The 25,253-nt window shown below is 53.8% G+C and carries 23 protein-coding genes; 6 read left to right on the top strand and 17 right to left on the bottom strand.

The genetic code is table 11. The features are described 5' to 3' along the window. Window positions 1–42: 42 nt before the first annotated feature. The 3 genes from rho to ppk1 all read right to left on the bottom strand — a co-directional run bounded on the left by rho (window position 43) and on the right by ppk1 (window position 4,210). Window positions 43–1,302: a transcription termination factor Rho gene (rho, locus tag QWY82_RS02925; protein ID WP_290259738.1), complete on the bottom strand. Its 1,260-nt coding sequence runs from the start codon at window positions 1,300–1,302 to the stop codon at window positions 43–45. A gap of 357 nt (window positions 1,303–1,659) precedes the next feature. Beyond that, entirely contained in the window at window positions 1,660–1,986 is a 327-nt protein-coding gene (gene trxA, locus QWY82_RS02920; protein WP_290259735.1) for a thioredoxin TrxA, read from the bottom strand. A 157-nt stretch (window positions 1,987–2,143) separates the two neighbouring features. Continuing rightward, window positions 2,144–4,210 (bottom strand): polyphosphate kinase 1, encoded by a 2,067-nt coding sequence (ppk1, locus tag QWY82_RS02915; RefSeq protein WP_290259733.1) that lies wholly within the window; start codon window positions 4,208–4,210, stop codon window positions 2,144–2,146. 126 nt (window positions 4,211–4,336) lie between these two features. On the opposite strand from ppk1, the gene QWY82_RS02910 reads away from it, so the two are divergent. Continuing rightward, window positions 4,337–6,478, top strand: a complete 2,142-nt coding sequence (locus QWY82_RS02910) for a dihydrolipoyl dehydrogenase family protein (RefSeq protein ID WP_290259731.1) — start codon at window positions 4,337–4,339, stop codon at window positions 6,476–6,478. A 74-nt stretch (window positions 6,479–6,552) separates the two neighbouring features. Then, the gene (locus tag QWY82_RS02905) at window positions 6,553–7,113 is read left to right on the top strand and encodes a cysteine hydrolase family protein (RefSeq protein WP_290259729.1); all 561 of its coding nucleotides are present in this window, start codon (window positions 6,553–6,555) and stop codon (window positions 7,111–7,113) included. On the opposite strand, the gene QWY82_RS02900 is transcribed toward QWY82_RS02905, so the two are convergent. The 7 genes from QWY82_RS02900 to QWY82_RS02870 all read right to left on the bottom strand — a co-directional run bounded on the left by QWY82_RS02900 (window position 7,098) and on the right by QWY82_RS02870 (window position 15,685). After that, the gene (locus QWY82_RS02900) at window positions 7,098–9,497 is read right to left on the bottom strand and encodes a response regulator (RefSeq protein WP_290259727.1); all 2,400 of its coding nucleotides are present in this window, start codon (window positions 9,495–9,497) and stop codon (window positions 7,098–7,100) included. The two genes, QWY82_RS02905 and QWY82_RS02900, sit on opposite strands and share 16 nt — an antisense overlap. Before the next feature lie 95 nt (window positions 9,498–9,592). Then, window positions 9,593–10,756 carry a radical SAM family heme chaperone HemW gene (gene hemW / locus QWY82_RS02895; RefSeq protein ID WP_290259725.1) on the bottom strand — a complete coding sequence of 388 codons (1,164 nt, stop codon included), beginning with the start codon at window positions 10,754–10,756 and terminating at the stop codon, window positions 9,593–9,595. A gap of 33 nt (window positions 10,757–10,789) precedes the next feature. After that, window positions 10,790–11,392: an RdgB/HAM1 family non-canonical purine NTP pyrophosphatase gene (rdgB, locus tag QWY82_RS02890; RefSeq protein WP_290259723.1), complete on the bottom strand. Its 603-nt coding sequence runs from the start codon at window positions 11,390–11,392 to the stop codon at window positions 10,790–10,792. Next, window positions 11,376–11,855, bottom strand: coding sequence for a DUF4426 domain-containing protein (locus QWY82_RS02885; protein WP_290259721.1), 480 nt, complete (start codon window positions 11,853–11,855; stop codon window positions 11,376–11,378). Before QWY82_RS02885 ends, rdgB begins: the two co-directional genes overlap by 17 nt. A gap of 1 nt (window position 11,856) precedes the next feature. Next, a complete protein-coding gene (gene metW / locus QWY82_RS02880; protein ID WP_290259719.1) occupies window positions 11,857–12,450 on the bottom strand; it encodes a methionine biosynthesis protein MetW in 594 nt (197 codons plus the stop codon). After that, window positions 12,447–13,598 (bottom strand): homoserine O-succinyltransferase MetX, encoded by a 1,152-nt coding sequence (gene metX / locus QWY82_RS02875; RefSeq protein ID WP_290259717.1) that lies wholly within the window; start codon window positions 13,596–13,598, stop codon window positions 12,447–12,449. Before metX ends, metW begins: the two co-directional genes overlap by 4 nt. 92 nt (window positions 13,599–13,690) lie before the next feature. Then, window positions 13,691–15,685, bottom strand: coding sequence for a dynamin family protein (locus tag QWY82_RS02870; protein ID WP_290259715.1), 1,995 nt, complete (start codon window positions 15,683–15,685; stop codon window positions 13,691–13,693). Between the two features lie 237 nt (window positions 15,686–15,922). On the opposite strand from QWY82_RS02870, the gene QWY82_RS02865 reads away from it, so the two are divergent. Next, complete coding sequence (locus QWY82_RS02865) at window positions 15,923–16,891, top strand: calcium/sodium antiporter (RefSeq protein ID WP_290259714.1); 969 nt, start codon at window positions 15,923–15,925, stop codon at window positions 16,889–16,891. A gap of 16 nt (window positions 16,892–16,907) precedes the next feature. Here QWY82_RS02865 and QWY82_RS02860 read toward each other — a convergent pair whose 3' ends face one another. From QWY82_RS02860 to QWY82_RS02850, 3 genes are all read right to left on the bottom strand, one after another. Beyond that, window positions 16,908–17,498 (bottom strand): YggT family protein, encoded by a 591-nt coding sequence (locus tag QWY82_RS02860; RefSeq protein WP_290259713.1) that lies wholly within the window; start codon window positions 17,496–17,498, stop codon window positions 16,908–16,910. Window position 17,499: 1 nt separating this feature from the next. Beyond that, the gene (gene proC, locus QWY82_RS02855; RefSeq protein ID WP_290259712.1) at window positions 17,500–18,315 is read right to left on the bottom strand and encodes a pyrroline-5-carboxylate reductase; all 816 of its coding nucleotides are present in this window, start codon (window positions 18,313–18,315) and stop codon (window positions 17,500–17,502) included. Between the two features lie 68 nt (window positions 18,316–18,383). Continuing rightward, entirely contained in the window at window positions 18,384–19,070 is a 687-nt protein-coding gene (locus QWY82_RS02850) for a YggS family pyridoxal phosphate-dependent enzyme (protein WP_290259711.1), read from the bottom strand. A gap of 116 nt (window positions 19,071–19,186) precedes the next feature. On the opposite strand from QWY82_RS02850, the gene QWY82_RS02845 reads away from it, so the two are divergent. Further along, on the top strand, window positions 19,187–20,221 hold the full coding sequence (locus QWY82_RS02845) for a type IV pilus twitching motility protein PilT (protein WP_290259710.1): 1,035 nt from the start codon (window positions 19,187–19,189) through the stop codon (window positions 20,219–20,221). A 12-nt stretch (window positions 20,222–20,233) separates the two neighbouring features. Continuing rightward, a complete protein-coding gene (locus QWY82_RS02840; protein ID WP_290259709.1) occupies window positions 20,234–21,376 on the top strand; it encodes a PilT/PilU family type 4a pilus ATPase in 1,143 nt (380 codons plus the stop codon). A gap of 186 nt (window positions 21,377–21,562) precedes the next feature. Here QWY82_RS02840 and ruvX read toward each other — a convergent pair whose 3' ends face one another. From ruvX to gshB, 4 genes are read right to left on the bottom strand one after another with little or no spacing between them, the layout of a single operon-like run. Continuing rightward, complete coding sequence (gene ruvX, locus QWY82_RS02835; RefSeq protein WP_290259707.1) at window positions 21,563–21,991, bottom strand: Holliday junction resolvase RuvX; 429 nt, start codon at window positions 21,989–21,991, stop codon at window positions 21,563–21,565. Beyond that, complete coding sequence (locus QWY82_RS02830) at window positions 21,988–22,581, bottom strand: YqgE/AlgH family protein (protein ID WP_290259705.1); 594 nt, start codon at window positions 22,579–22,581, stop codon at window positions 21,988–21,990. Before QWY82_RS02830 ends, ruvX begins: the two co-directional genes overlap by 4 nt. 38 nt (window positions 22,582–22,619) lie before the next feature. Continuing rightward, on the bottom strand, window positions 22,620–23,531 hold the full coding sequence (locus QWY82_RS02825) for an energy transducer TonB (protein ID WP_290259703.1): 912 nt from the start codon (window positions 23,529–23,531) through the stop codon (window positions 22,620–22,622). 4 nt (window positions 23,532–23,535) lie between these two features. Then, window positions 23,536–24,501: a glutathione synthase gene (gene gshB, locus QWY82_RS02820; protein ID WP_290259701.1), complete on the bottom strand. Its 966-nt coding sequence runs from the start codon at window positions 24,499–24,501 to the stop codon at window positions 23,536–23,538. Window positions 24,502–24,826: 325 nt separating this feature from the next. Between gshB and pilG the strand changes: the two genes are divergently transcribed. Continuing rightward, window positions 24,827–25,222 (top strand): twitching motility response regulator PilG, encoded by a 396-nt coding sequence (gene pilG / locus QWY82_RS02815; RefSeq protein WP_183907265.1) that lies wholly within the window; start codon window positions 24,827–24,829, stop codon window positions 25,220–25,222. Window positions 25,223–25,253: the final 31 nt, after the last annotated feature.

Raw genomic sequence — 25,253 nt, 5'->3', positions numbered from 1 at the left:
GAGTTTAGTGTGTATAAAAAAGCCCGCTAGTGCGGGCTATTTTTATTTTCGTTTCATCGACATGAAAAATTCATTATTGCTCTTGAAATCTTTCAGTTTGTCGGTGAGGAATTCAGTTGCCGACAAGTCTTCCATGTCGTGCAGTAATTTACGCAGAATCCAAACCCGCTGCATTTCGTCTTCTTTCATCAGTAAATCTTCGCGGCGCGTGCCCGAGCGGCGAATGTTGATGGCTGGGTAGACGCGCTTTTCAGCGATCTTGCGATCTAAATGCAATTCCTGGTTGCCGGTACCCTTAAATTCTTCGTAGATCACTTCGTCCATCTTTGAACCTGTGTCTACTAGGGTAGTGGCGACGATGGTTAAGCTACCGCCCTCTTCGATGTTGCGCGCGGCGCCGAAGAAGCGCTTGGGTTTCTCCAGTGCGTGAGCATCCACACCACCAGTTAACACCTTGCCGGACGATGGAATAACCGTGTTGTAAGCGCGCGCTAAGCGGGTAATGGAGTCGAGTAGGATCACCACGTCTTTTTTGTGCTCGACTAAACGCTTAGCGCGCTCGATCACCATCTCGGCAACCTGTACGTGGCGCGAAGGCGGCTCATCGAAGGTTGAGGCGACCACTTCGCCGCGCACTGAGCGCTGCATTTCGGTCACTTCTTCCGGGCGCTCATCAATCAACAGCACAATGAGATGACACTCTGGGTTATTGCGCGTAATGGCCTGCGCAATATTTTGCATCATGATGGTTTTACCGGCTTTTGGCGGAGCGACAATTAGGCCGCGTTGGCCTTTGCCGATTGGTGCAATCAAATCGATAATGCGACCGGTCAAATCCTCGGTGGAACCATTGCCGGCTTCTAACACCAATCGGTCATTGGGGAACAGTGGTGTCAAGTTTTCAAACAGTATTTTATTGCGCGAACTTTCGGGTTTGTCGAAATTAATTTCATTAACTTTTAACAGGGCAAAGTAGCGCTCGCCTTCTTTTGGTGGACGAATTTTGCCGGAGATATTATCGCCGGTGCGCAAGTTAAAGCGTCGAATCTGGCTCGGTGACACGTAGATGTCATCGGGGCCGGCGAGGTAAGAGCCTTCGGCCGAGCGTAAAAAACCAAAACCGTCTTGAAGTATCTCAAGCACACCGTCGCCATAGATATCTTCACCGCCTTTTGCGTGGCGCTTTAAGATATTAAAAATGATGTCTTGTTTGCGTGAGCGGGCCAGATTTTCTAGGCCCATGCCTTTGGCTAGCTCGAGGAGTACTTCAGTAGATTTTGTTTTTAGGTCGGTTAAATTCATAAGATAGTGCTTTATGGGGGATAAGTGAACCCGTTACCGCGATTTCAAATTGCGATCTGGGGGTAGTGCGCTAGGTAAAGAAAATAAAAAAGTATTCAATACGAAATAGGGTGCTTATGGCTGAAATTATTAGAGGCAAATTTTGACATTTTGGGTCGGGCGCCAACTAGGGGCCACATCTGCCGATGTCTGAGCTGAATCCACGGTAAGTCGAACGGTTTTAGATGGCCGGTAGGCCGATTGTCAGTATGCGTTCGAGGACTTGATCAGACGGGGTAATTCAAGATGGGCTGAGTATAAACACAAAATCTGGATAGTGCAAAAACTAAGCGCTGCTTTCGCAGCGCTTGGTCAGAATCATAGTGCTGAGTTGATGAATTCAACCAGCTGCGACTTTGATAGCGCGCCTACTTTCATAGATTCCATCTGGCCATTCTTGAAAATCATCAGTGTTGGAATGCCGCGAATGTTGAACTTCGCTGGGGTTTCCTTGTTGGCATCAACGTCCATCTTGGCGATGGTGATTTTGCCGGCCAGCTCACCGGCCAGCTCGTCTAACACTGGCGCGATCATCTTGCAGGGGCCGCACCAGGCCGCCCAGAAATCGACCAGAACGGGGCCATCGGCCTTTAGGACGTCAGCGTCAAAACTGGCGTCAGATACGTGAACGATAGCGTCACTCATGGGTGTTTCTCCGTGGGTTCAAGGTCTCGAGACCGAGGCGTTTAGCCGTGCATAATAAAGATTGAGCTTAGCAGGTACAAGTTCGCTAAGCCTATCTCAATGGGCTTTTTGATATTCTAGCCTGTTAATGGGGGCTGAAATCCAGTTTTAAAGGCCTCTATTTGGTCAGTTCGCCCAGCAGTTGCTGCTGGGCAGATGCGCTTGGGTCGCCGTCATGCAATTGATAACAGCCGTGGGTATCGAGCAGCCAGCCCTGGCGATTGTCGGTCAGGTACTTTTCTAGATCCGCAATGACGCGCCGCGCCAGCGCCGGCTCCTCCACCGGGAAGCACACTTCGACCCGGCGGTTTAAATTACGCTCCATCAGATCGGCGCTGCCGCAGTAGAGGCCGGGCTGGCTATTGGCGAAGTAGAAGACGCGACTGTGCTCTAAGAATCGACCCACCACGGAGGTGACCCGAATATGGTCTGAGATACCCTCAATACCGGGGCGCAGACAGCACATGCCGCGCACGATCAATTCCACCCTCACCCCGGCTTGGGAGGCGCGGTACAGCGCTTGGATAATCTTGGGCTCGGTCAGACCGTTACATTTGATAATGATGGTGCCGGGCTCGCCGGCTTCCACGGCGCGGATTTCGTTGTCGATCATGCGCAAGATTTGGCGCTTCAAGGTAAAGGGCGCGTTCAATAATTTTTGCGGGCGCTCGGTTTTACCCATGCCGGTGAGCTGCTGGAAAATGATATGCACGTCTGCACCCAGAGCCTCGTCTGCCGACATGAGCGAGTAATCGGTGTATAGGCGGGCGTTGCCGCTGTGATAGTTGCCAGTGCCCAAGTGCACGTAGCGGCGCAACTTGCCCTGCTCGCGGCGCACGATAAGAATCATTTTGGCGTGGGTTTTGTAGCCCACCACGCCGTATACCACCACGGCGCCGGCTTCCTGGAGCTTGCTCGCCAGTTCGAGGTTTTCCTCTTCGTCAAAGCGCGCGCGCAGTTCCACCACCGCGGTCACTTCCTTACCGTTGCGAGCGGCTTCGAGCAGGGCATCGACAATGGGTGAGCTGGCGCCGGTGCGGTACAGGGTCTGCTTGATGGCCAGCACGTCTGGGTCTTTGGCGGCTTGGCTGAGCAGCTCTACCACCGGCGTAAACGACTCGAAGGGGTGGTGCAACAATTGGTCGCGGTGGGCGATGGCTTGAAAGATGTTGTCTTTGCGGGTCAAGCCCTTGGGAATGGTTTGGACGAAGGGCGCGAATTGTAAATCCGGGCGGTGCAGTTGCTTTTCGGCATCCATCAGGCGCTTGGTGTTAACGGGGCCGTTAACTAAGTACAACTCGGCCTGGCTCAGTCCGGTTTCGCGCAGGAGAAAATTAACCAAGGCCTCTGGGCAGTCGTCAACCACTTCCAGCCGCACGGCGTTGCCGAAGCGGCGCGAGTGCAGTTCGCCGCGCAGCGCGCGGGCTAAATCGGCCACGCCTTCGGTGTCGAAGTCTAAGTCGGCGTTGCGGGTGATCCTGAATTGGTAACAGCCCTTGACCGTCATGCCGGGGAAGAGCTTGTCGGCATTGGCGTGAATGATGCTGGATAGAAACACGAAATTATCGCCCTCGGGCGCAAGCGTCTCCGGTATTTTCAAAATCCGCGGCAGGCTTCTAGGCGCTGGCACCACGGCCAAGCCGGTCTCTCGGCCAAAGGCATCTTGGCCTTCGAGCGAGACAATAAAGTTCAGGCTTTTATTAACAAGGCGCGGAAAGGGGTGTGCTGGGTCTAGTCCAATGGGGCTGGCGATGGGCAATATATCGGATTCAAAAAAGCTGTTGGCCCATTCGGCTTGTTCTGGGGTCCAATGGCTGCGGGCGATGAAGCGGATATTGTTATCCGCCAGTGCCGGTAAAATCACTTGGTTGAGTATGCGGTACTGCTCTTCCACCAACGCGTGACAATTGGTGCTGATGGCCTGCAAGACTTCTTGCGGGCTGGAGCCATCGAGTTCGGTGATCTCCCGCTCCATGGCGATGCGCTGGCGCAAGCCGGCCACTCTAATTTCAAAAAACTCGTCCAAATTGCTGGAGCAGATCAGCAAAAATTTCAGCCGTTCGAGCAGCGGATGGGTTTCGTCCAGCGCTTGTTCTAGCACCCTGCGGTTAAAGTGCAGGTGGCTAAGCTCGCGGTTGAGGTAGTAGCTGGGGTTGTCCAGAAAGTCGCAAGTTAGATCATTCATGGGGCGTATGTGGCATCCTAGTGTTCTGTTTGATCTTTGCTGAAGGGCAATAGATTGTAACAAGCATAGAGAATACAGCTCTTAAACGCGCATCCTACACCCAGAAAATTCAAATTTTGTGACACTATGAAAAAAATAGTTATAGCCACCTTGGTGATTGGCGCTATCGCCGCCTTTTTTAGCTTAGACGGTGCTCGGCTGCTTAGCCCGGAGCTCTACCGGCAGTGGATGACCGAGAGCCCGGTGCTTGTGGCCGTGCTGTTTGGCTTGGTTTACGTGCTGGCCACGGCGCTGTCGCTGCCAGGCGCTGCGCTGCTGACCTTAATTGCCGGCGGGTTATTTGGCCTAGGTTGGGGCCTGTTAATTGTTTCCTTCGCTTCCACCATCGGTGCCAGCTTGGCATTTTTGGTCTCGCGCTCCTTGCTGCGCGATTGGGTGCAGAGCAAGTTTACCAAGCAGCTGGAAAAAATTAATGCCGGGGTCGAGAAAGACGGTGCCTTTTATTTGTTCACCTTGCGCTTGATACCACTGGTGCCTTTCTTTGTTATCAACTTGGTTTTTGGGCTCACCAAAGTGCGCCTGTGGACTTTCTACTGGGTCAGCCAAGTGGGCATGTTGGCAGGCACTGCGGTGTATGTGAATGCCGGTGCTGAGTTGGGAGCGCTTGAAGAGCTGTCGCTCAAGGGCATTATGACGCCCACTATCTTATTCGCGTTTATTCTATTGGCAATATTCCCGTGGCTGGCGCGAAAAATTTTACAGCCGTTGGTTCAGGCGCTGAAGAATAACCGTTTGTATAAGCCTTTTAATAAACCCAAAAAATTCGATACCAATGTGTTGGTGATTGGCGCCGGCAGCGCCGGTTTGGTGTCGGCTTATATCGCGGCCGCGGTAAAGGCAAAGGTTACGCTCATAGAAAAGCACAAAATGGGTGGCGATTGTTTAAACACCGGCTGTGTACCGAGCAAAGCCCTGATTAAATCCGCAGCCGTGGCGAAAACGCTTCAGGATGCCGAAAAATTTGGTCTGGCACCGGTGGCGGCAAAGGTGGATTTTGCGGCGGTGATGATGCGCATTCAAAAGGTCATCGCCGAGGTGGAGCCGCACGATTCAATCGAGCGCTATACCGGCCTAGGGGTGGATTGCGTCACCGGTGCGGCGACCATTGTGTCGCCCTGGGAAGTGGAGGTGGCGGGCAAGCGCATCAGTGCGCGCAGTTTAATTATTGCCACCGGTGCCCGCCCTGCTATTCCCGATATTAAGGGTTTGCAAAACATCGCCTACTACACCTCCGATAGCATTTGGAACCTGCGCGAGAATCCCGGGCGCTTGGCGATTATTGGTTCCGGCCCCATTGGCTGTGAGCTGGCGCAAGCGTTTGCGCGCTTGGGTGCCCAGGTGACATTGATCGGGCGAGCGCCGCGCATTATGCCGCGCGAAGATGAAGATGTATCCGCGTTTATCGAGGCTGTGTTCCAAGCTGAAAAAATTCGCGTAATCAATGCGGCCCAAGTACAGGAAGTGATCGATGTACAAGACACGCTAGAAGCCAAGGGCGAAAAAACCTTGCGCTATACACAGGCGGGACAGGTGCGCGAGCTTGGCTTTGATACGTTATTGATCTGCGTCGGGCGCCAAGCCAATGTGACTGGCTTTGGGGCGTCGACATTAGGCTTGGAACTCACCGACAAAGGCACCTTGGCGGTGGACGAAAAAATGCGCACGCGTTTTCCCAATGTCTATGCCTGCGGCGATGTGGCAGGCCCCTATCAGTTTACCCACATGGCCGCGCATCAGGCTTGGTATGCCGCGGTGAATGCGCTGTTTAGCCCGTTTAAAAGTTTCAACGTCGACTACCGCATTGTGCCCTGGGCAACTTTCACCGCACCCGAGGTGGCGCGCGTGGGGTTGAGCGAGCAAGAGGCGGCAGCGCAAGGCATTGACGTTGAGCTAACCCGCTATGGTATCGATGATCTCGATCGCGCTATAGCCGACGGCGAGGCACAGGGTTTTGTAAAGGTGCTAACCAAAAAAGGCAGCGATAAAATTTTAGGGGCGGTGATTGTTGGCTACCACGCTAGCGATTTAATTACCGAGTTTGTCAGCGCCATGAAACATAAAACCGGCCTGAACGATTTGCTATCCACTATCCACATCTACCCAACGGTGAGTGAGGCAAACAAATATGCCGCCGGCAATTGGAAGCGCGCGCACGCACCGGAAAGGGTTTTAGCTTGGGTAGAGAGGTTCCATCTATGGCGCCGATAAATTTATCGAGCCACCTTTAATGGGCATTTGCGTCGCGTTAGACTAGCGCGATTCGGTTGTTGGAAGAGAGTGATATGGACGTTTGGTTGCGGCCGGCATTAGTTGTAATCGATGTGCAAAAAGCCATCGACGCGCCCGATTGGGCGGCCTGCGGCCCGCGCAATAACCCAGCGGCTGAGACGGCTATCGCCAATTTGGTTGCTTATTGGCGCGAACATAAGTGGCCCATTGTGCACGTGCGCCACTCGTCGATGTCCGAGCACTCGAGTTATCACGCGCGCAGCGAGGGGTTTGCGTTTAAGTATGCGGTGACCCCCTCCAGCCATGAATTAGTGGTGACCAAGCGCACCAATTCCGCGTTTATCAATACCTCGCTCAATGCCGAACTCAAACAATTGCGCTGTGATCGTTTGGTGATGTGCGGCGTCACCACCAACCATTCAGTTGATGCCTCGGTGCGTCATGCGGCGGCGCTGGGTTACCGGGTACGTTTAGTGACGGATGCCTGCGCGGCCTTTCCACTGCGCTTGGCCGATGGTCGCGTGATTGACGCCGAGGATGTGCATACTATTTTCGCGGCGAACTTGTCGGGCGAGTATTGCGAGCTGGTGCAGTCTGATCAAATCATCGCTTGACTGGGTGTTTTTACTAAGCCGATTTTTTCAAAGGCGGTTTTTAAGGCCTCTACCGTGACCGGTTTACTGAGGTAGTGGTTCATGCCGCTTTGATAAACCGCCTCCCGGTGTTCTTGCATCGCGTGCGCCGTGAGTGCCACGATGAGCGTATCGGGCAGCATGTTGCGGCGCTCGAAATCTCGAATCGATCGAGTGGCTTCAAAGCCATCCATTTCTGGCATTTCGCAATCCATTAATACCAGATCAAAGTTGGCGTTGGGCGCGGTAACCGCTTCCAGTGCGGCGCGGCCATTTTCCACCATGCGCGGTTCTATGCCAAATTTTCCGAGCAGGCCTTTAATGACCATGCGGTTGACGTTGTTGTCTTCCGCCACCAGTACTTTTAAGTGGCTATATAAATTCCCGACGCTGGCAACGGAAGCTGCTTTGCTGGTGCGCGTTTTTATGCCGATCAGTGCGGCCAACATTTCTTTCAGTTTTTTCGGCGTTACGGGTTTTCGGCGCGCCTCAACAATACCAGCCTTGGCTAAGGCGGCTGGGTCTGGGGTATTGTCTGAGCCGAGTTGAATGGCGATGGGTACTTTTTTGTCGGCGCGGTGCTGGCTAATTTTTTTGGCCAGGGCAAACACATCTACCTCGGGCAATTCATTATCGAGATAGGCGAAGCTAAACGCTGGGCAGTCTGGCTGGTTAATCAGTGCCAGCGTCTCTGCTTCGGTTTCAGTTAAGTGCACGTGAATGCCCCAGCTCTTGCAGTGGTGGGCGATAATGTTGGCGAGGTAGGTGTTGTCTTCCACGACCAATAAGTGTTTACCGGCTAAGGCCGAAGACGGCACCGCATTATTGTCGACTGGGGCGCTGTCGGTGGCTTTGAAGCGGGCGGTAAACCAAAAGGTTGAACCTTCGCCGGCTCTCGACTCAACGCCAATCTCGCCGCCCATAATTTCGGCCAAGCGTTTGCAAATGGCGAGGCCTAAACCGGTGCCGCCGAATTTGCGCGTGGTTGAGCTGTCGGCTTGGCTGAAAGATTGGAATAGGCGCGCTAAGCCGTCGTTGTTGATACCGATGCCGCTATCGCGAATGCTAAAGCGAATGAGTGGGTTGCTGGGGTCAGACTTTTCTTCTCGCCTAGCTTCGACAATCACATAGCCTTGATCGGTAAATTTAAAGGCATTGCCAATCAAGTTGATGAGCACTTGGCGCAGTCGCGTTGGATCGCCCAGCAGGTACAGCGGGGTGGTGGGGCTGACGCTGCCGATGAGTTCTATGTGGCGTTTGTTGGCCGTTGCGCCGAACAGCTGTACGCAATCTTCAACTAAATCCTCGAGGTTAAAGGGCGACGATTCGAGCTCCATCTTGCCCGCTTCAATTTTGGAATAGTCCAAAATATCGTTGATGATATCGATTAAGGTTTCACCCGAGCGGTGAATCACATCGAGGTAGTGTTGCTGAGTGGCGCTGAGCGGTGTATCCCTGAGCAGCTCAACCATGCCGATGACCCCGTTCATGGGGGTGCGAATCTCATGGCTCATGGTGGCCAAGAATTGACTCTTGGCGCGGTTCGCGGTTTCGGCCACGGCTTTCTGCCGCTCTGATTCAATTTTTTCTTGTTTCTCTGTTAGTAGCGCCGTTTCGATTGCTTGGCGCTGCTCGATATCTTCAATCAGCGAGGTGCGCATCTGATTAAAGGCGTTGACCACGTTATCCAATTCATCTTGTTCTTCTGGGTCTTTATCGCGCTTTAATTTCAGCGGCGCCGATAAATTACTTAAGCTCATTTGGCGTGCGTATTGGGCAATGGTTTCCATGTGCCGAGTGAGCAGCGTGCGCACCAGCCACAGAATAAACAGCGAGATGATTAAGGTTTTTGTGCCCTGCAGCACGCCGATGTAGAGCGCTCGCTCCCACAACTTGCTGTACACGCTGCTTAGGCTGGCGGTGATAATCAGGGTGCCGAGTTCCTGTTCGGGTGTGTTTGGGTCGGAATACACGAGCGGGTATTCTTTTACCAAGGTGCCGCTAGTGCTCGCCTCTAGGTTGTCTAAATCCATGTTGAGGGAACTGGCGGTCATGGCTTGATCCATGTTGTTCCAGTCGCGCCACACCACCGTGACCTGCGCCACATCCTCAACTTCCAACACGCTTTGGATTTGCACGTTGAGCTGTTCTTCGTCAAAGCCCCAGAGACTTTTGGTGATGGAGGGAAGGGTACTAATACGGACTTGGTCGAGGCGTTTATTGAGCGCGTCTATGTCGTCGTGAAAGCTAACGTAAAGCTGAATCAATATCGCAAACAGCGCCATGATCGAACTACTGATAATGATCAGCGTCAGCAGGCGCGTGGCGATGGGGTTTTCGCGGCGATAGCGAGTGAAGCTAAACATTACTGGGCTATTTTTCCTTGTGCCTTGTGGTGGCGCAGATCAGGCGCCGCCTTATCGATCAAGTGTAGCAGCATCTGCCTAAATGCGAGCGCCCGTTAAATTGCCTCAAAGGCCGGTAATAGGCGGTTTAAGTAGCGGCTGCCGAGCGCTGTGGGTTGCAATCGATCGGCACTCACCAACCCTTGTTCGCGCAGCCTTTGCAAAGGCTGCGCGATGGTGGCGATGGCTAAGCCGGTGCGCTGCTGAAACAAGCTCTCCTCGACGCCGTCGTTTAAACGCAGGGCGTTCATCATAAATTCCAGCGGCAGATCCTGCGCTTCAATCAGTTCAGTGCCGGCTTCGAAGCGCTGGGCGGCGATGTTGTCTGTGCGTTTTAGGTAGTGTTCGGGCAGGCGGGTTTTCCAGTGCCGATGAATCTGCAAGCTGTTGTCGACCCAGCGGCTGAGTTTGCCATGGGCGCCGGCGCCGATGCCGATATAGTCGCCGAAGCGCCAGTAGTTTAGGTTGTGCGCGGCCTCCTTATTGGGCTTCGCATAGGCCGATATTTCATATTGCTGCAGGCCGTTTTCGCTCAGCAGTGCGCAGCCTAAATCTTGAATATCGGCCAGCGTATCTTCGACCGGTAGCACCGGTGGGCGGCGAAAGAATTCGGTGTTGGGCTCGATAGTAAGCTGGTACCAGGACAGGTGGTTGGGCGCTAGATCTAGGGCTTGGGTCAGGTCGGCACCGGCGTCCTCCGGCGTTTGCCCGGGTAGCCCATGCATCAGGTCTAGATTGAAATTGTCGAAGCCGGCGGCACGCGCCATGGCCACCGCGTCTATGGCCTCGCGACCCGAGTGGATGCGGCCTAGGTGTTGTAAATGCTGTGGGTTAAAACTCTGCACGCCGATGGATAGGCGGTTGACGCCGGCGGCGCGGTAGCCGTGGAAGCGACTTTGCTCGGCTGTGCCCGGGTTGGCTTCGAGGGTGATTTCAATGTTGGGCTCGAAGCCGAAATGGCGTTCCGCGCCTTGAATAATGTCGCCTATAGCTTGGGCACTAAACAGACTCGGCGTGCCGCCGCCAAAAAAGATTGAGCTGAGCGCTCGGTCCTGGCTACGCGCCGTCTCGTCTTGCATGTCGCGCAAGAGTGCTTGCACATAGGCCTGTTCTGGTAAATCTGGCCCGGCCTTATGAGAATTAAAATCGCAGTAAGGACATTTGCGCACGCACCAAGGGATGTGCACATAAAGCGAAAGTGGCGGCAAGCTGAGTGCCATGGTGTGGCCTTTTTAAAAATGGCGTGAAAAAGTTTAGCGCGCTTTTAATGCAGCGATGAGCAGCGCAATGGCTTGAGCGCGATGCGAGCGTCGATTTTTTTCGTCTTTACTGAGCTGGGCCGAGGCGCACTGAGCCTCTTCTACCCAGAACAGCGGGTCGTAACCAAAACCGTTACTGCCGGCGGCTTGGCGCAAAATGCTGCCGCGCCAAACGCCGTGGCAAACAATGGGGATTGGGTCGTCGGCGTGGGTGACCAGCGCTAAGACGCAGTGAAATTGCGCGCTCCGTTCAGACTCGGGTACATCGGCTAAATCAGCCAGCAACTTGGCGTTGTTGGCGGCGTCATCGCCGTGTTGGCCGGCGAAGCGGGCGGAGTAAATACCCGGAGCACCGCCCAGCGCGTCCACCGCTAAGCCGGAGTCGTCGGCAAGGGCGGGCAGGCCACTAATGCGGGCGGCGTGGCGGGCTTTAAGAATGGCGTTTTCGATAAACGACAAACCGGTTTCGTCGGCGTCCGGCACATTGAATGCCGACTGGGGCAGTAATTCTATGCCGCAGTCTTGCAACAGCGCCTGAAACTCCTTGAGTTTGCCGGTGTTATTGCTGGCCAGCACCAGCTTATCGATTGTTGACATAGAGCGTCCGGGTAAAGGTGACGTTCAAGGTTTCGCCCTGTTCGCTCAGCACCTGAATGTTGAAGTGGATGATCTCTTCGTTGCTAAACCGTAGTGGTGCTAAATAATAAGTGGCATTAGGTTCCTTCACTTGCACGAACGACAGCGGTTTCATTTGCTGCATTAAATTGGTAGCAGTGCCCGTAACGGTAGCGGTTTGACCCATGCTGTAACTGCCATCGGCATTTTTTTCCGTGACGGCTATGTTGACCAGCAGCTGGTCTTTGGCGCGGGTGAGTTGCAAACCGGCGGCGGTTTCGGGTTGCAAAAAATCGCTGGTAAAAGTGCTGAAGTGGACGCGATACTTGCCGCTGTCGAACCAGGGGTTTTGATCCATGGGTTTGGCATCAGGCACGTCTGCGGCCTGCGCTAATAAGCTCAGGCTCAAACAGAAAAATGTTATCAGGCCGCGTAGATTAGTCATGTTATTTACTCAGGTGGTAAACCGCATTCACGGCGAAAAGGTTGGGTAGAGCATTAGCTAAGGATGAAATTTTTTCGGCGCCGACAACTTGGCGCTGTAAAATTTTAATACCTTTTTCGGCGCACAGCACTTCAAAATCTTTCACCGTACAAAAGTGAATGTTGGGGGTGTCGTACCATTCGAAGGGTAGCAAATCCGATACCGGCATGCGACCTGATAAACTCAAATGCCAGCGCGCTTTCCAGTGGCCGAAATTTGGAAAGGCGATAATGCACTCGCGCCCAACCCGTAGCATCTCATCTAATACCAAATGCGGAAAGCGCATGGTTTGCAGTGCTTGGGTCATGATCACGAGGTCAAAACTATTGTCGGCAAAGTGCGGCAGGCCGGCGTCTAGGTTGTGCTCGATGACGTTGACGCCCTTGCTAATGCAGGCGTTAATTTCATCGGCGCCAATTTCTAAACCGTAACCCTGCACCTGTTTGGCGCTTGCTAGCAACTGTAACAAGCTACCATCGCCGCAACCTAAATCCAGCAGTTTGGTATTGGGCTTTACCCAGGCTTGGATAATGGAGTGGTCAATGCGCTGGCTCATTGCTTAGCCTCCGCGTGGACGGTTTGCATGAAGCGGGAAAAAACTTGCTCATAGCGTTGATCTGGCAGGAGGAAGGCGTCGTGGCCAAAATTGGATTCAATTTCCGCGTAGCAAACGGATTTATTGGCGGCAATTAACGCCTGCGCTATCTCGCGCGATCGCTCCGGCGAAAAGCGCCAGTCGGTGGTGAAGGAGACAACGCAGAAGCGCGCTTGCGCGCGGGCAAAGGCCTTGGCCGCGTCGTCCTCGTATTCGCGCGCTAAATCAAAATAATCCAGTGCCCGGGTCATCAACAAATAGGTGTTGGCGTCGAAGTTATCGGAGAACACATCGCCTTGGTAGCGCAAATAACTCTGCACTTGGAATTCCACCAAGCTGTCTTGGCCTTGGGCAAAACTGCCTGAGCGCACATCGCGGCCGAATCGCTCACCTAAACCATCGCCAGACAAATACGTGATGTGGCCAATCATGCGTGCAATCGCTAAGCCCTGTTTCGGGCTGGTGTTGTGTGCCAGGTAGTTACCGTCGCAGAAATTGGGGTCGGAGGTAATGGCGTGACGCGCGGTTTCATTGAAGGCGATGTTTTGTGCCGTGAGCTTCATGGCTGAGGCGATAACCACACAGTTTTTTACCCGGTCGGGAAGCTCAATGGCCCAGCGCATGGCTTGCATGCCGCCGAGCGAACCGCCCACCACGGCGGCCCAACAGTGAATGCCTAAGGCATCGGCGAGTTTTGCTTGGGAGTGCACCCAATCTCTGACGCGCAGAATCGGAAAGTCTGGGCCCCAGGCTTTGCCCGTGGCTGGGTTGATACTGGTTGGCCCGGTAGAGCCGGCACAGCCGCCCAAGTTGTTCAACGCCACGACAAAAAAATGGTTGGTATCGATGGGCTTGCCCGGGCCAATGTAGTGATCCCACCAACCGGGCTTTTTGTCGTCGGCGCTGTGGTAGCCGGCGGCGTGATGGGTGCCGGACAAGGCATGGCAAATCAACACGGCATTGGACGCCGTGGCATTGAGTTTGCCGTAGGTTTCGTAAACCAGTTGATAGCTGTCGAGGCTGCGGCCGCACGCAAGTGCTAGCGGTTCGGTAACCTGTAGGGTTTGTGGCGTCACAAGACCCACGGAGTTTGAGGCGCGATGTGGCAAAGTTAGCCTTCCGGTTGCGGTGTGCAAAGGCCGCAAGTCTAAGGTTGTGCTCGCCCGAGGGCAAGCCAACCTTGCTGATTACCGCGCTGGGTTTAGCCCGCCTTGTGATTGGTGCCGCTGTCTTTGTGCAACGTCACGACGTTGTTGGCGTTATCTTGCTCCGGTCTCAGCGCTTTGGTGGCGCGAATAATGCTATCTAACTCCATCAAGGCCGATTCGAGTTTGGCGATATCGGCTTTTAACAGGTCTTTCTGCTCCTGCTCAGTACGGCTTTGTAAATTCAAATTGGCTAGTTGCAGCAGCTGGTCATCGAGCAATTTTTTCTGGTACAGGTTGCGATGGTTAAGTGGCGCTAGTGTGTCTTTTAACCAGTTGTCGATATCGGTGCGCAGTTCATCCATGAGTTTTTGCGTTTCATGGGCGAGGGTACCAATAAAACGCGAGGCCAAACTTTGCTTGCTGGTGAGCAAATTACCCAAGCCGAGCGAGAATTGTTTGCCGTGGCTGCGCAGTTGATTAATGCGGGCGCGATAGCGGCGTAAGTCGAACTCGTGGCTACGCAATAATTCTGGGTTGGCATTGTTATCTTCGCGCAGGTAGATGGAGTACATCACCTTGTTGGCCTGCGCCATTTGCTCGGCCAAATTCGACAGGCAGTAATCGATGTTGTCGAAAAAGTCTTGCACCGCTTTGCCAGCGCCGAAGGTGTGCCAGCTGCTATTAAGGTTTTCCTGCACCGCTTTAATTTGCTGGTCGATGGTGGCGTGGCTCACCGGCGCCAACAGGCTGTCTTTTTGCCCGTACAACAGCCGCTCGCTGGATTTTAACGACAAGCTCTGCTTGTGAAATTGATGGTGCACGCGCTTGATGTTGGCGCGTAGTGCAGCCAAGGTTGAGCGCTGCTCTAGCCCACTGCTCGCCGCTTCAAAACTGGCGAGGTCTTTGTCGGCTGCGTACAAGCGTTCGCGCAATAAATTGCTGGTGTCTTCCATGATGGTTAATAAGTTGTTAACCAAGTGGTGGCTGGCCAGCTTCGAGCGGTTGTCGATGAGCTTTTCCGATAATATCTTCTCGAGTTTGGGCAGTTGGCTGCGGGCCAATAAAATTGGATCGCCATTGGCGCGCGCTAACAGCGCTTGTTTGGCCGACACAGTGAGCACCTGCTCCAGCGGTTGCTGTAGATAGCGGGCGGTGCTCTCGCGAATTTTATGGATGGCGAGCAATACATCTTCCTGCGGCAGTAGGTCGTCCCACAGGCTGTCTATTTTGTTCAACAGGGTAATAACTTCCGTGCTCTGGGTATGGCGCAGAATGTTAATGTGTTCGTTCCAAATTTCTAAGTCTGTGGCGGTGACGCCGGCATCGGCGCTGAGCAAGAACAGCATGGCTTGGGCACTGGCTAAGGTGCCGAGTGCAAGTTCCGGTTCGTTGCCTAAGGCGTTTAGGCCTGGCGTGTCCAAAATACGCAAACCGCGCGCGAGCAGCGGGTGATCCAAGCTCACGAGTGCATGGCGCCACACGGGTATTTCTACCTTGTCGGCGCTGTCGCGGCTCTTGCTGAGGGAGTCTGAGTCAAAACCGAGGGCTTCAGCCTCGCGCAAGTTAACCACCTTGACCTCGGCGATACGGGCCATGGCCTTGGTGACCTCAGCTTGGTTGTGCGGATCAAAATGCAGCGTCACCCACTTTTGCGGAATGCGCTTAAAAGCTGCTAGTGCCACGTTGGAGCGGCGGGTTTCAATTGGCAGTAGGCGCACGCAGCCCTTGGCAACCTCAGGGTCTCGATAGATCTCGGTTGGGCACATGGTGGTGCGACCGGGCTGAGAGGGCAGCAGGCGATGGCCGTATTCGGAAAACAGCAGGGCGTTGATCAGCTCGGTTTTACCGCGGGAAAACTCACCCACCATGGCCAGGGTAAATTGGTCTTCGTTGAGCAGGGTGCGCGCGTGAGCGAGGCTCTGCTCGGCCGACTTAGATGTGATGTTGTTGGCCTGCAGCCAGTGCACGAAAGCTTGCACTTGGGTGTTGAGTTGTTGCTTCCAGCGCTGAAATTCAGACAGCTGGCGGTAAAGTGATGCGTGATTCATAGGTTACTCGTGAGCTATGGCGCTTTGCAGTGGGTACAGCTAGCTTATTGTTCTATTTTTAGCCCCCCATTAAACCCGAATAGTCCACATCTTCAAAGTTTTGGTTATATCGAAAGGAAGCTATTAGTTTATTTTTATCACTTATTGATGAAAAAAGTCGCTAAAACTCTGTTATTTAGGGGGAGCTAACCTACAATGGCCGCCGTTGTTATCTAGCCAAAGTTGAGAGGAATCACTGTGTTAATCGCATTGGGAGCGTTAGTCGTTGGTTTAATCGTGCTGACTTGGAGTGCCGATAAGTTTATTGACGGCGCCGCGGCCGTCGCGCAGCAATTTGGTATGTCGCCCTTGCTGGTGGGTATTTTGATTATTGGTTTTGGTACGTCTGCTCCAGAAATGCTGGTATCGACCATGGCGGCGCTGGACGGCGAGCCAGATTTGGCCCTCGGCAATGCCATTGGCTCTAACATCGCCAACATCGGTTTAATTTTAGGCATCACGGCCCTGTTGGCGCCGATTGCCGTACACTCCAAGGTGGTTTATCAGGAAGTGCCGCTGATGTTGGCGGCCACCGGCCTTGGCGTTGTTGTGCTGCTGAATGGCTTTTTGGGCCAAGGTGACGGCGTTTTATTATTGGCGGCGCTGGCGGCTTACATTGGCTTTGGGGTGTGGCAGAGCGTGCGCTCGCCCGATGACGCCTTTGGCGCCGAGGTGGATGAGGCTGTGTCCCATGAGCAGAGTTTGGGCAAGGCGCTGTTCACACTGATCCTTGGTTTGCTGTTGCTGTTGGCCAGCTCCCGCTTACTGGTGTGGTCGGCCACGGAAATTGCCCTAGCGCTTGGCATTAGCGAATTGATCATCGGATTGACCATCGTTGCCTTGGGTACGAGTTTGCCCGAACTGGCGGCGAGTATTGCCAGCGTACGTAAAAACCAACACGAAATGGCCGTCGGCAATGTGATTGGCTCGAACGTGTTCAATATTCTCGGCGTGGTGGGTATTGCCGGTTTGATACACCCAGACGTGGTGGCATCGGTGGTGCTGAGTCGCGATAGCGTGGTGATGGTACTGCTGTCGGTGGCCCTGGCCGTGCTGTGTTTCCGCGCCATGAAAGGCGGAGCGATTAGTCGTTGGCAAGGTGGTTTGTTGGTGGCGGCCTACGTTGGTTACAACCTAGCGCTGGCCGCCGATGTGATATTTTCCTAGGTCAATCTAAACAGGTCTAGACCCCTAAAAATAAGCCGCGCGGCATGGCCACACTGTTGGCCAGGGCCGGCACGATAAAGCTGCTGATAATGTTCAATGTCAGCAGCACAAAAATCGGGCTTAAGTCTAAGCCACCCATGGGGGGAATCAGCCGTTGAAACGGCGTCATGATGGGTGCCAGTAGTTGCCGAATGAGCAACAGCGCCGGGTTGTAGGACTGGGGCGCAACCCAGCTGGCGATCACCATAATGATGAGCGACCAAAACAGCAGGTTAGCCAGCGACGCCAATACCGCCACCGCGCCCCAGGCCATCAGGTGGAAGGGGTTCTGAACGCCGTAACCGCTTAACAGCAACACCAGCTGGCCGAGGGCGATGGCAACGATCAGCGCCAGTACGATAGACGCGAAATCGACACCCATTAACCCGGGGATGACTTTGCGCAGCGGCATCAACACTGGGTTGGTGGCTTTAACGATGAACTGCGACAGCGGGTTGTAAAAGTCGGCCCGAGCAATTTGCAGCATCAGGCGCAGCAGCACCACCATCAGGTAGAGACCGCCTAAGGTTTGCAGTAAATAGACCAGAATTTGGCTCAAGGTATTCACGCTAGTTTCCCATTTCTTTGGCCATTTCCACGGCGCGGTTGGCGCAGCGGGTCATAGCGCGGCTAAAAATTTCCCGAATATTATCAGATTCGAAGGACTGCACCGCTTGTTCTGTGGTGCCGCCGGGCGACATGACGCGGCGGCGCAACTCGTCCACCTCGACATCGGCACCGGCGGCCAGTTTAGCGGCGCCAGCGACGGTTTGGAATGTTAGCGCTTTGGCGGTTTCACGGCTTAAGCCTTGGGCGATGCCGGCGTCGATCATCGATTCCATCATCAAGAAATAATAGGCCGGGCCAGAGCCGGACACGGCGATGACGGCGTTAATCAGCGACTCCTGCTCCACCCAAGCGGTGATGCCCACGGCCGACATGATGCCATCGACGCTGACGCGCTGGGCGGCGCTAACATTGGCATTGGCGAATAAGCCGCTGGCGCCCATACCCACTAACGAGGGGGTGTTGGGCATGCAGCGCACGATGGCTTTGTCTGCGCCGAGCCAAGCTTCATAGCTGGCCACATCGATGCCGGCGGCCACGGTAACGATTAAGGGGTTGTGTGGCATCACCGGCTTTAAGTCTTGGCACACGGCCTTCATCATCTGCGGTTTGACCGATAACACCACCACGTCGGCCTGCGCCGCTTCGCGATTGTCGGGGGTGATGCGAATACCGTATTTGCTGGCCAGCGCTTCCAGTTTACCGGTGCTGCGGTTGCTGGCGATGATGCTTTTAGGGTCAACGCCCTGCTGTACGAGGCCGCCGATAATGGCAGCGCTCATATTGCCTGCGCCGATAAAGGCGATGGTTTGGCTCATGGTCAGTTCCTTTTAAAATTCAGTGACTATAGTGGGGGCGAATGGGCGGATTTCCAGCACTAATTGGCTCAATTGCGCGCGCCAAAAATATCGGTGCCGACCCTGACAATAGTCGCACCCTCGGCGATGGCCGCCTCCAAGTCGCCCGACATGCCCATGGACAGGGTATCTAGCTCGATATTCAAGGTTTGATTGAGCTGGTCTTGCAGCTGTCGAGCTTTGGTGAAAGCGGCGCGCTGTTGGGCTGGGTCGTCGCTCGGTTTCGGTATGACCATCAAGCCCCTGAGTTTTAGCCTAGGTAGCGCCAAGACCGCTTGCGCTAGGGCTTTTAGCTCGGCCGGTGCGACGCCGCTTTTACTGGCCTCGTCGTCGATATTCACTTGCAGGCAGATGTTGAGAGGGCTCAATGCCTCCGGTCTTTGTGCACTGAGGCGTTGCGCAACTTTTAACCGGTCTACACTGTGAACCCAGTCGAATTGTTCGGCGATGGGGCGGGTTTTGTTCGATTGGATTGGGCCAATAAAGTGCCAGCAGATGGGCATCGCGGCGAGGAGGTGTTTTTTATCCAAGGCCTCTTGTAGGTAGTTTTCGCCAAAATCCCGCTGTCCGGCATCGAATGCTGCCTGTAGGCTAGCGGCGGGCTGGGTTTTGCTCACCGCTAAAAGAGCGATGCTGTCACGCTGTCGATGGGCAAGTTGGCTTGCCTGTTGCAAACGGGCCTCTACCTGCATTAGTTTGTCGGCAATCTTGTGCATATACTGGAATGGTGGTTGAGTTGGCGTTAATTGTTCACTATGTGTGCAGTGTGCGTAGGGTTTAGCTCAACGGCCTCATAGAATTACCTATTGATATCGAAAAATAAGGTCACTGTATGGATATTACCGAACTTTTGGCATTTAGCGCTAAGCAGGGCGCGTCAGATTTACATCTATCGTCTGGCTTGCCGCCCATGATACGCGTTGATGGCGACGTACGCCGTATTAATTTACCGCCCATGCAGCACAAGCAAGTACACGGCCTTATTTATGAAATCATGAACGATAGGCAGCGCAAAGATTACGAAGAATTTTTAGAAACGGATTTCTCCTTCGAAGTGCCTGGTGTGGCGCGTTTTAGGGTTAACGCCTTCAACCAAAACCGAGGCGCTGGCGCGGTATTTCGTACCATTCCGTCCAAAGTGTTGAACATGGAAGAGTTGGGTATGGGGCAGGTGTTTCGCGATATCTGCAACACGCCGCGGGGTATTTGTTTGGTAACTGGGCCCACCGGTTCCGGTAAGTCCACCACCCTTGCGGCCATGGTCGATTACATTAACGACAACAAATACCAACACATTCTTACCATCGAAGACCCCATCGAATTCGTTCATGAAAGTAAAAAGTGTTTGATCAACCAGCGCGAAGTGCATCGCGACACGCACGGTTTCTCCGCCGCACTGCGCTCGGCGTTGCGTGAAGATCCGGATATTATTCTGGTGGGCGAGATGCGTGACTTGGAGACGATTAAGTTGGCGCTAGAAGCGGCCGAAACTGGTCACTTAGTGTTTGGCACCTTGCACACTCAATCGGCGGCAAAAACCATCGACCGTATCATCGACGTGTTCCCTGCCGCTGAAAAAGCCATGGTGCGCTCGATGTTGTCGGAATCTCTACAGGCAGTAATTTCGCAAACCTTGATGAAAAAAACCGGCGGCGGCCGAGTGGCGGCGCACGAAATTATGCGCGGAACGCCAGCTATTCGTAACTTAATTCGCGAAGATAAAGTGGCGCAAATGTATTCTGCCATTCAGACCGGTGCCGCTGTGGGTATGCAGACAATGGATCAGTGTTTAGCCGACATGGTGGCTAGACGCATTATTGGCCGGGATGTGGCGCGCGAAAAAGCTAAAATTCCGGAAAACTTTTAAGAGGCTTAGGTTATGGATTTTGATCGCTTATTAAGCCTGATGGTAGAGAAGGGCGCCTCCGATTTGTTCATTACCGCTGGCGTTCCACCGTCTATTAAATTGCACGGTAAAGTTGTGCCGGTAACCACCACGCCTCTGTCGCCAGAAAAATCGCGCGAAGTGGTATTGAGTGTGATGAACGAAAAACAGCGCGCGGAATTTATCGAAGAGAAGGAATTAAACTTTGCGATTTCTGCCCGCGGCATCGGTCGATTTCGTGTCAGTGCTTTTTATCAGCGCAATTTGGCGGGTATGGTGTTGCGTCGTATTGAAACCAATATTCCAAAAATTGACGACCTTGGCCTGCCGGAAATCATCAAAGAGCTGGCCATGACCAAACGCGGTTTGATCATTTTTGTCGGCGCCACCGGTACCGGTAAGTCGACCTCGCTGGCGTCGATGATTGGTCATCGGAATAGAAATTCCAAAGGCCATATTATTACCATTGAAGACCCGATTGAATTTATTCATCAGCACCAGGGCTGTATTGTGACCCAACGCGAAGTGGGCATTGATACCGATAGCTTTGAAATCGCATTGAAGAACACTCTGCGTCAGGCGCCCGATGTAATTTTGATTGGCGAGGTGCGCTCGCGCGAGACCATGGATCACGCCATCGCCTTCGCCGAAACCGGTCACTTGTGTTTGTGTACCTTGCACGCCAACAACGCCAACCAGGCGCTAGACCGGATTATTCACTTCTTCCCGGCCGATCGTCACTCGCAATTGTGGATGGATTTGGCGTTGAACTTGCGCGGCATTATCGCTCAGCAATTAATTCCAACACCGGATGGCCTCGGGCGCCGCGCCTGTTTGGAAGTATTGCTGAATACGCCCTTGGCGCAAGATCTGATTCGCAAAGGTTCGGTGCACGAGCTTAAACCGCTGATGAAAAAGTCTACCGAACTGGGTATGCAAACCTTCGATCAGGCGCTCTATGATTTGTACGACCGCGGTGAGATCACCTACGAAGACGCCCTCTCTTACGCCGACTCACCCAACGATCTGCGCCTGTTGATCAAGTTGGGCTCGGAAACCGATGCGGAATACCTCAGTAATGCAGCCGATGAACTAACCATCGAAAAAGAAGAAACCAACAATGGCAGAATGTATTAATTTTTTGCCAACGCGATAAACAACAAAGCCTCCAGATGGAGGCTTTGTTGTTTCCGAGTCCCGTAAAATAAGCCTGTAGCCTGTAGCCTGTAGCCTGTACTTGTAGCTTGTAGCTTGTAGCTTGTAGCTGTTAGCTGTTAGCTGTTAGCTGTTAGCTGTTAGCTGTTAGCTGTTAGCTGTTAGCTGTTAGCTGTTAGCTGCCACATGCTCATTCAACCAACTTTCTAAAATTAACCGCGCGGCAATGGAATCTATCGGATCGCTTTTATAGTGACCTTTGTGGCCGCGCTCTTGCGCCTCTGCTTTAGCTTCGCGCGTGCTAAGCCGTTCATCCCATAGCGCCACTTGGGTGCCAAAGCGGCCATGTAGCCGGTTGCCAAACTTTCGCGCCCGAGTGGCTAGCTCGCTTTCGCTGCCGTCCATGTTTAATGGCAAGCCAACGAGCAGTAGTGACGGTTGCCACTGCTGCAGTAGTCGCTCTATGTCTAACCAGTTAGGTATGCCGTCTTTGGCTTTTAGTGCCTGTAATTCCCGCGCAGTGTTGGTCAGGGTTTGGCCGTAGGCGACGCCAATATTTTGGGTGCCGAAGTCGAAGGCGATGATGGTTTGCGTCACGCATGACCTACGTGATTGGATAGCAAGTTCAGATCGAAACCGAGCATCTTTGCCGCCGCAGACCAGCGCAAATGGGCCGGTGTATCGAACAGCAATGAATCGTCGCCATCGAGAGTAATCCAGGCGTTGTTGGCAATTTCGTCTTCCAGCTGCCCAGCTTCCCAGCCCGCATAGCCCAGTGCCACTATGGCCCTGGTGGGGCCGTGACCGGCGGCCATGGAGGCGAGGATGTCTTTCGATGCGGTGAGGTTGACCTTGTCTGATATGGCAATGGTCGAGTCCCACTCTTGGCCCTGGGGGTGGAGCACAAAACCGCGCTCTTTCTGTACCGGGCCGCCGGAGAACACCGGCTCATTGGCGAGCTCTTGGTCGGTGACTAAATCCAACTGCTGGAAAATATCGCCCACATTGATATCGCTTAGCGGGTGGTTCAGTACTAAACCCATGGCGCCATCTTCGCTGTGGTCGCAGATATAGGTGATTGAGTGGTTGAAGTAAGGGTCTTGCAGGCAGGGCATAGACACTAAAAAGCGGCCTTTGAGGCTACCTGCTTTCAACTCATCTCGATTAATTTTTTTAGATTTACTCATAGCATCAGTATGGGGTTAGTCGACGAAAAAACAAGCGACTAATTTAGCGCTTCGCGCGATTTCAGGCCGCTTATTTCAAAGCTAAGTGAGCGCACAATTTCCAGGTGGGTGTGATCTTTAAGTACATCCAAGGGAATGGGCGCGAAGGGTGAAGCGTCGCGGATGATGGCCATTGCCGCATCGTCGAGTAGACGATAGCCCGAGGGCGAGGTGATCTCGAGCCGATCTATTTGGCCATCCGGTTTGATCCGGACTGCGATAGTCAGCGTGCCAAAAATTTCTTTGCGCAAGGCTTCCTCGGGGAAGTTGCGGTTGCCGACAAACTCGACTTTGTCTGTCCATTTCAGTAGGTAGGCAGCTTCGGCCGAGCTCTTGGTGGCCACGGAGGTGAGGTGCCTCACTCTCGGCCGCTTGGCGTATTGCTGGCGCTGGCGATCGATTTCCGCCATTAGGCTGGCAATTTCCTCGTTGTAGTTGGGTCGCTCCTCAATTTCGCCATCGCGCTCTTCCTGCTCCGGCGTGGGTTGGTCTAGCTGCAGGCTGGCGCTGTGGCTGCTCTTGCTGGTGGTGGTCACCAGCTGGTCGTCGCGCCTTTCGCTGGGCTTGATTTGGCGCTGCTGGGGCATGGGGTTGACGTCGTTGATGGATGGCGCGAAGAACTCGGCCGACTGATCCGTGGTTTGAGCTTTGGCTTCGTCGATAGTGCCGCTCGCCTCTTGATCCTGTTGAGCTAGAAAATCCGCTTTCTCTGGCGCCGTTGCACTTTTGTGGTTTGCCAGCGTTATTTCCAAGGTTGGCATTTTGCCGCCGGCGGGATCGATACTGAAGCCAACACCCAAAATCACCAATGCGTGAAAGGCTATGGCGACAAACAAGGTAAAGGTCAGCCGATCGCCTTGGCTCTCGCTATTTGTTACCCCAGGGGCGGTGGGCGCTAGCGCTTCACTCATGGTGCTATTTAGCCTCTAAACGCTTGGCGATTGCGGCGATGAGCAGCCCGCCAATATCGGTATCAAAGGCGTTATTGATTTCCCGCGCACAGGTTGGGCTGGTGACATTGATTTCGGTTAAGTAATCGCCAATGACATCGAGGCCAACGAACAGCAGGCCTTTGGCGACGAGGCTAGGTGCCACCTGTGCGACAATCCAACGGTCCCGCTCCGACAGCGGCTGCGCCACGCCTGTGCCACCGGCGGCCAAGTTGCCGCGGGTTTCGCCTTGGCTGGGTATGCGCGCGAGGCTGTAGGGCACGGGTTCGCCGTCGATGACCAGTATGCGCTTGTCGCCGGCCTTGATTTCCGGCAAGTAACGCTGCGCCATAATGGTCTCTGTGCCGAAATGGGTGAGGGTTTCGAGAATCACACCGACATTGGGGTCGTCCGCCTTTACTCGGAATATGCCGCTACCGCCCATGCCGTCGAGTGGCTTAAAAATCACGTCGCTGTGGGTTTTATGGAATTCGCGTAGCAGCTTGTTATTGCGGGTCACCAATACCGGTGGGCAGCAGTCTGGAAATTGGGTGGCAAATACCTTCTCGTTGCAGTCGCGCAAGCTTTGCGGGTCGTTAACCACCAGTGCACCCTGGCGCTGCGCCGCCTCGAGGATGTAAGTGCTGTACACATACTCGCTGTCGAAGGGAGGGTCTTTGCGCATGAGCAGTACGTCGAGCTCGCCCAGATTCAGTGGCACTGGCTCGTCGGCCTGATACCAGTGGTTGGGTTGGGTGTGGGCGTCGGCATTGACCTGAAGGCGGCGACCGAGACCTTTGGCTGCGCCCTGATCTAGCCATAGGTCGCCCTGCTCAAAGCCGATAACTTCCCAGCCAGCGGCAAGGGCAGCTTGCATGAGGACGACGGTGGTGTCTTTCTTCGGGTTGAAGGTATGGATGGGGTCCATAACGACACCTAAGCGAATTGTCATAGGTTACCTCATGTTTGGCGCGCAAAATTAGTTCTTTAGGCTGAGGGAAGACTGGCTTGAGTCGTCCTTGAGTTGAAGGATAACGTCATCGGCTTTTTAGAGCTATAGGGTGCGTCACGTTGCGGGTAAATTCCCATTTTATTCAGGCGCTTATAGCGTAAGCTTAACAACTGTGTTAAAACATTCAGTCGGCGGTCACTTCGTCGAAAATCCAGGTCAGTCGTCATATTTTCTTGGGACTGCTATGCTGATCGTGCAACGATTAGCCGCCTTTGGTATGAGGCCTGGTCGAGGTACAAATTAAAGCGAAAGGCACACATACATTATGGACGTCAATCTGGAAAGCCTGAAAGTTATGGTGATCGACGACAGTAAAACGATTCGTCGAACGGCAGAAACATTACTGAATAAGGCCGGTTGCACTGTCATTACAGCAACCGATGGTTTTGATGCGCTGGCGAAGATCGCCGATACACGGCCTGATATCATCTTTGTGGATATCATGATGCCGCGTTTAGATGGCTATCAAACTTGTGCTCTTATTAAGAACAATAGCGAGTTTAAATCGACTCCAGTAATCATGCTATCGAGCAAGGATGGCCTTTTTGATAAGGCTAAAGGCAGGATAGTAGGCTCTGATCAATATTTGACCAAGCCATTCTCAAAGACGGAACTGCTTGGTGCTATCCAGACCCACGTGGGTCAGGCAAAAGCATCTTAAAGAAGGGTTGGCTTAGCCGCCCACACGTCAA

Source organism: Simiduia curdlanivorans, assembly GCF_030409605.1.
Classification (GTDB): domain Bacteria; phylum Pseudomonadota; class Gammaproteobacteria; order Pseudomonadales; family Cellvibrionaceae; genus Simiduia; species Simiduia curdlanivorans.
This window is presented reverse-complemented; position numbering and strand designations above follow the sequence as displayed.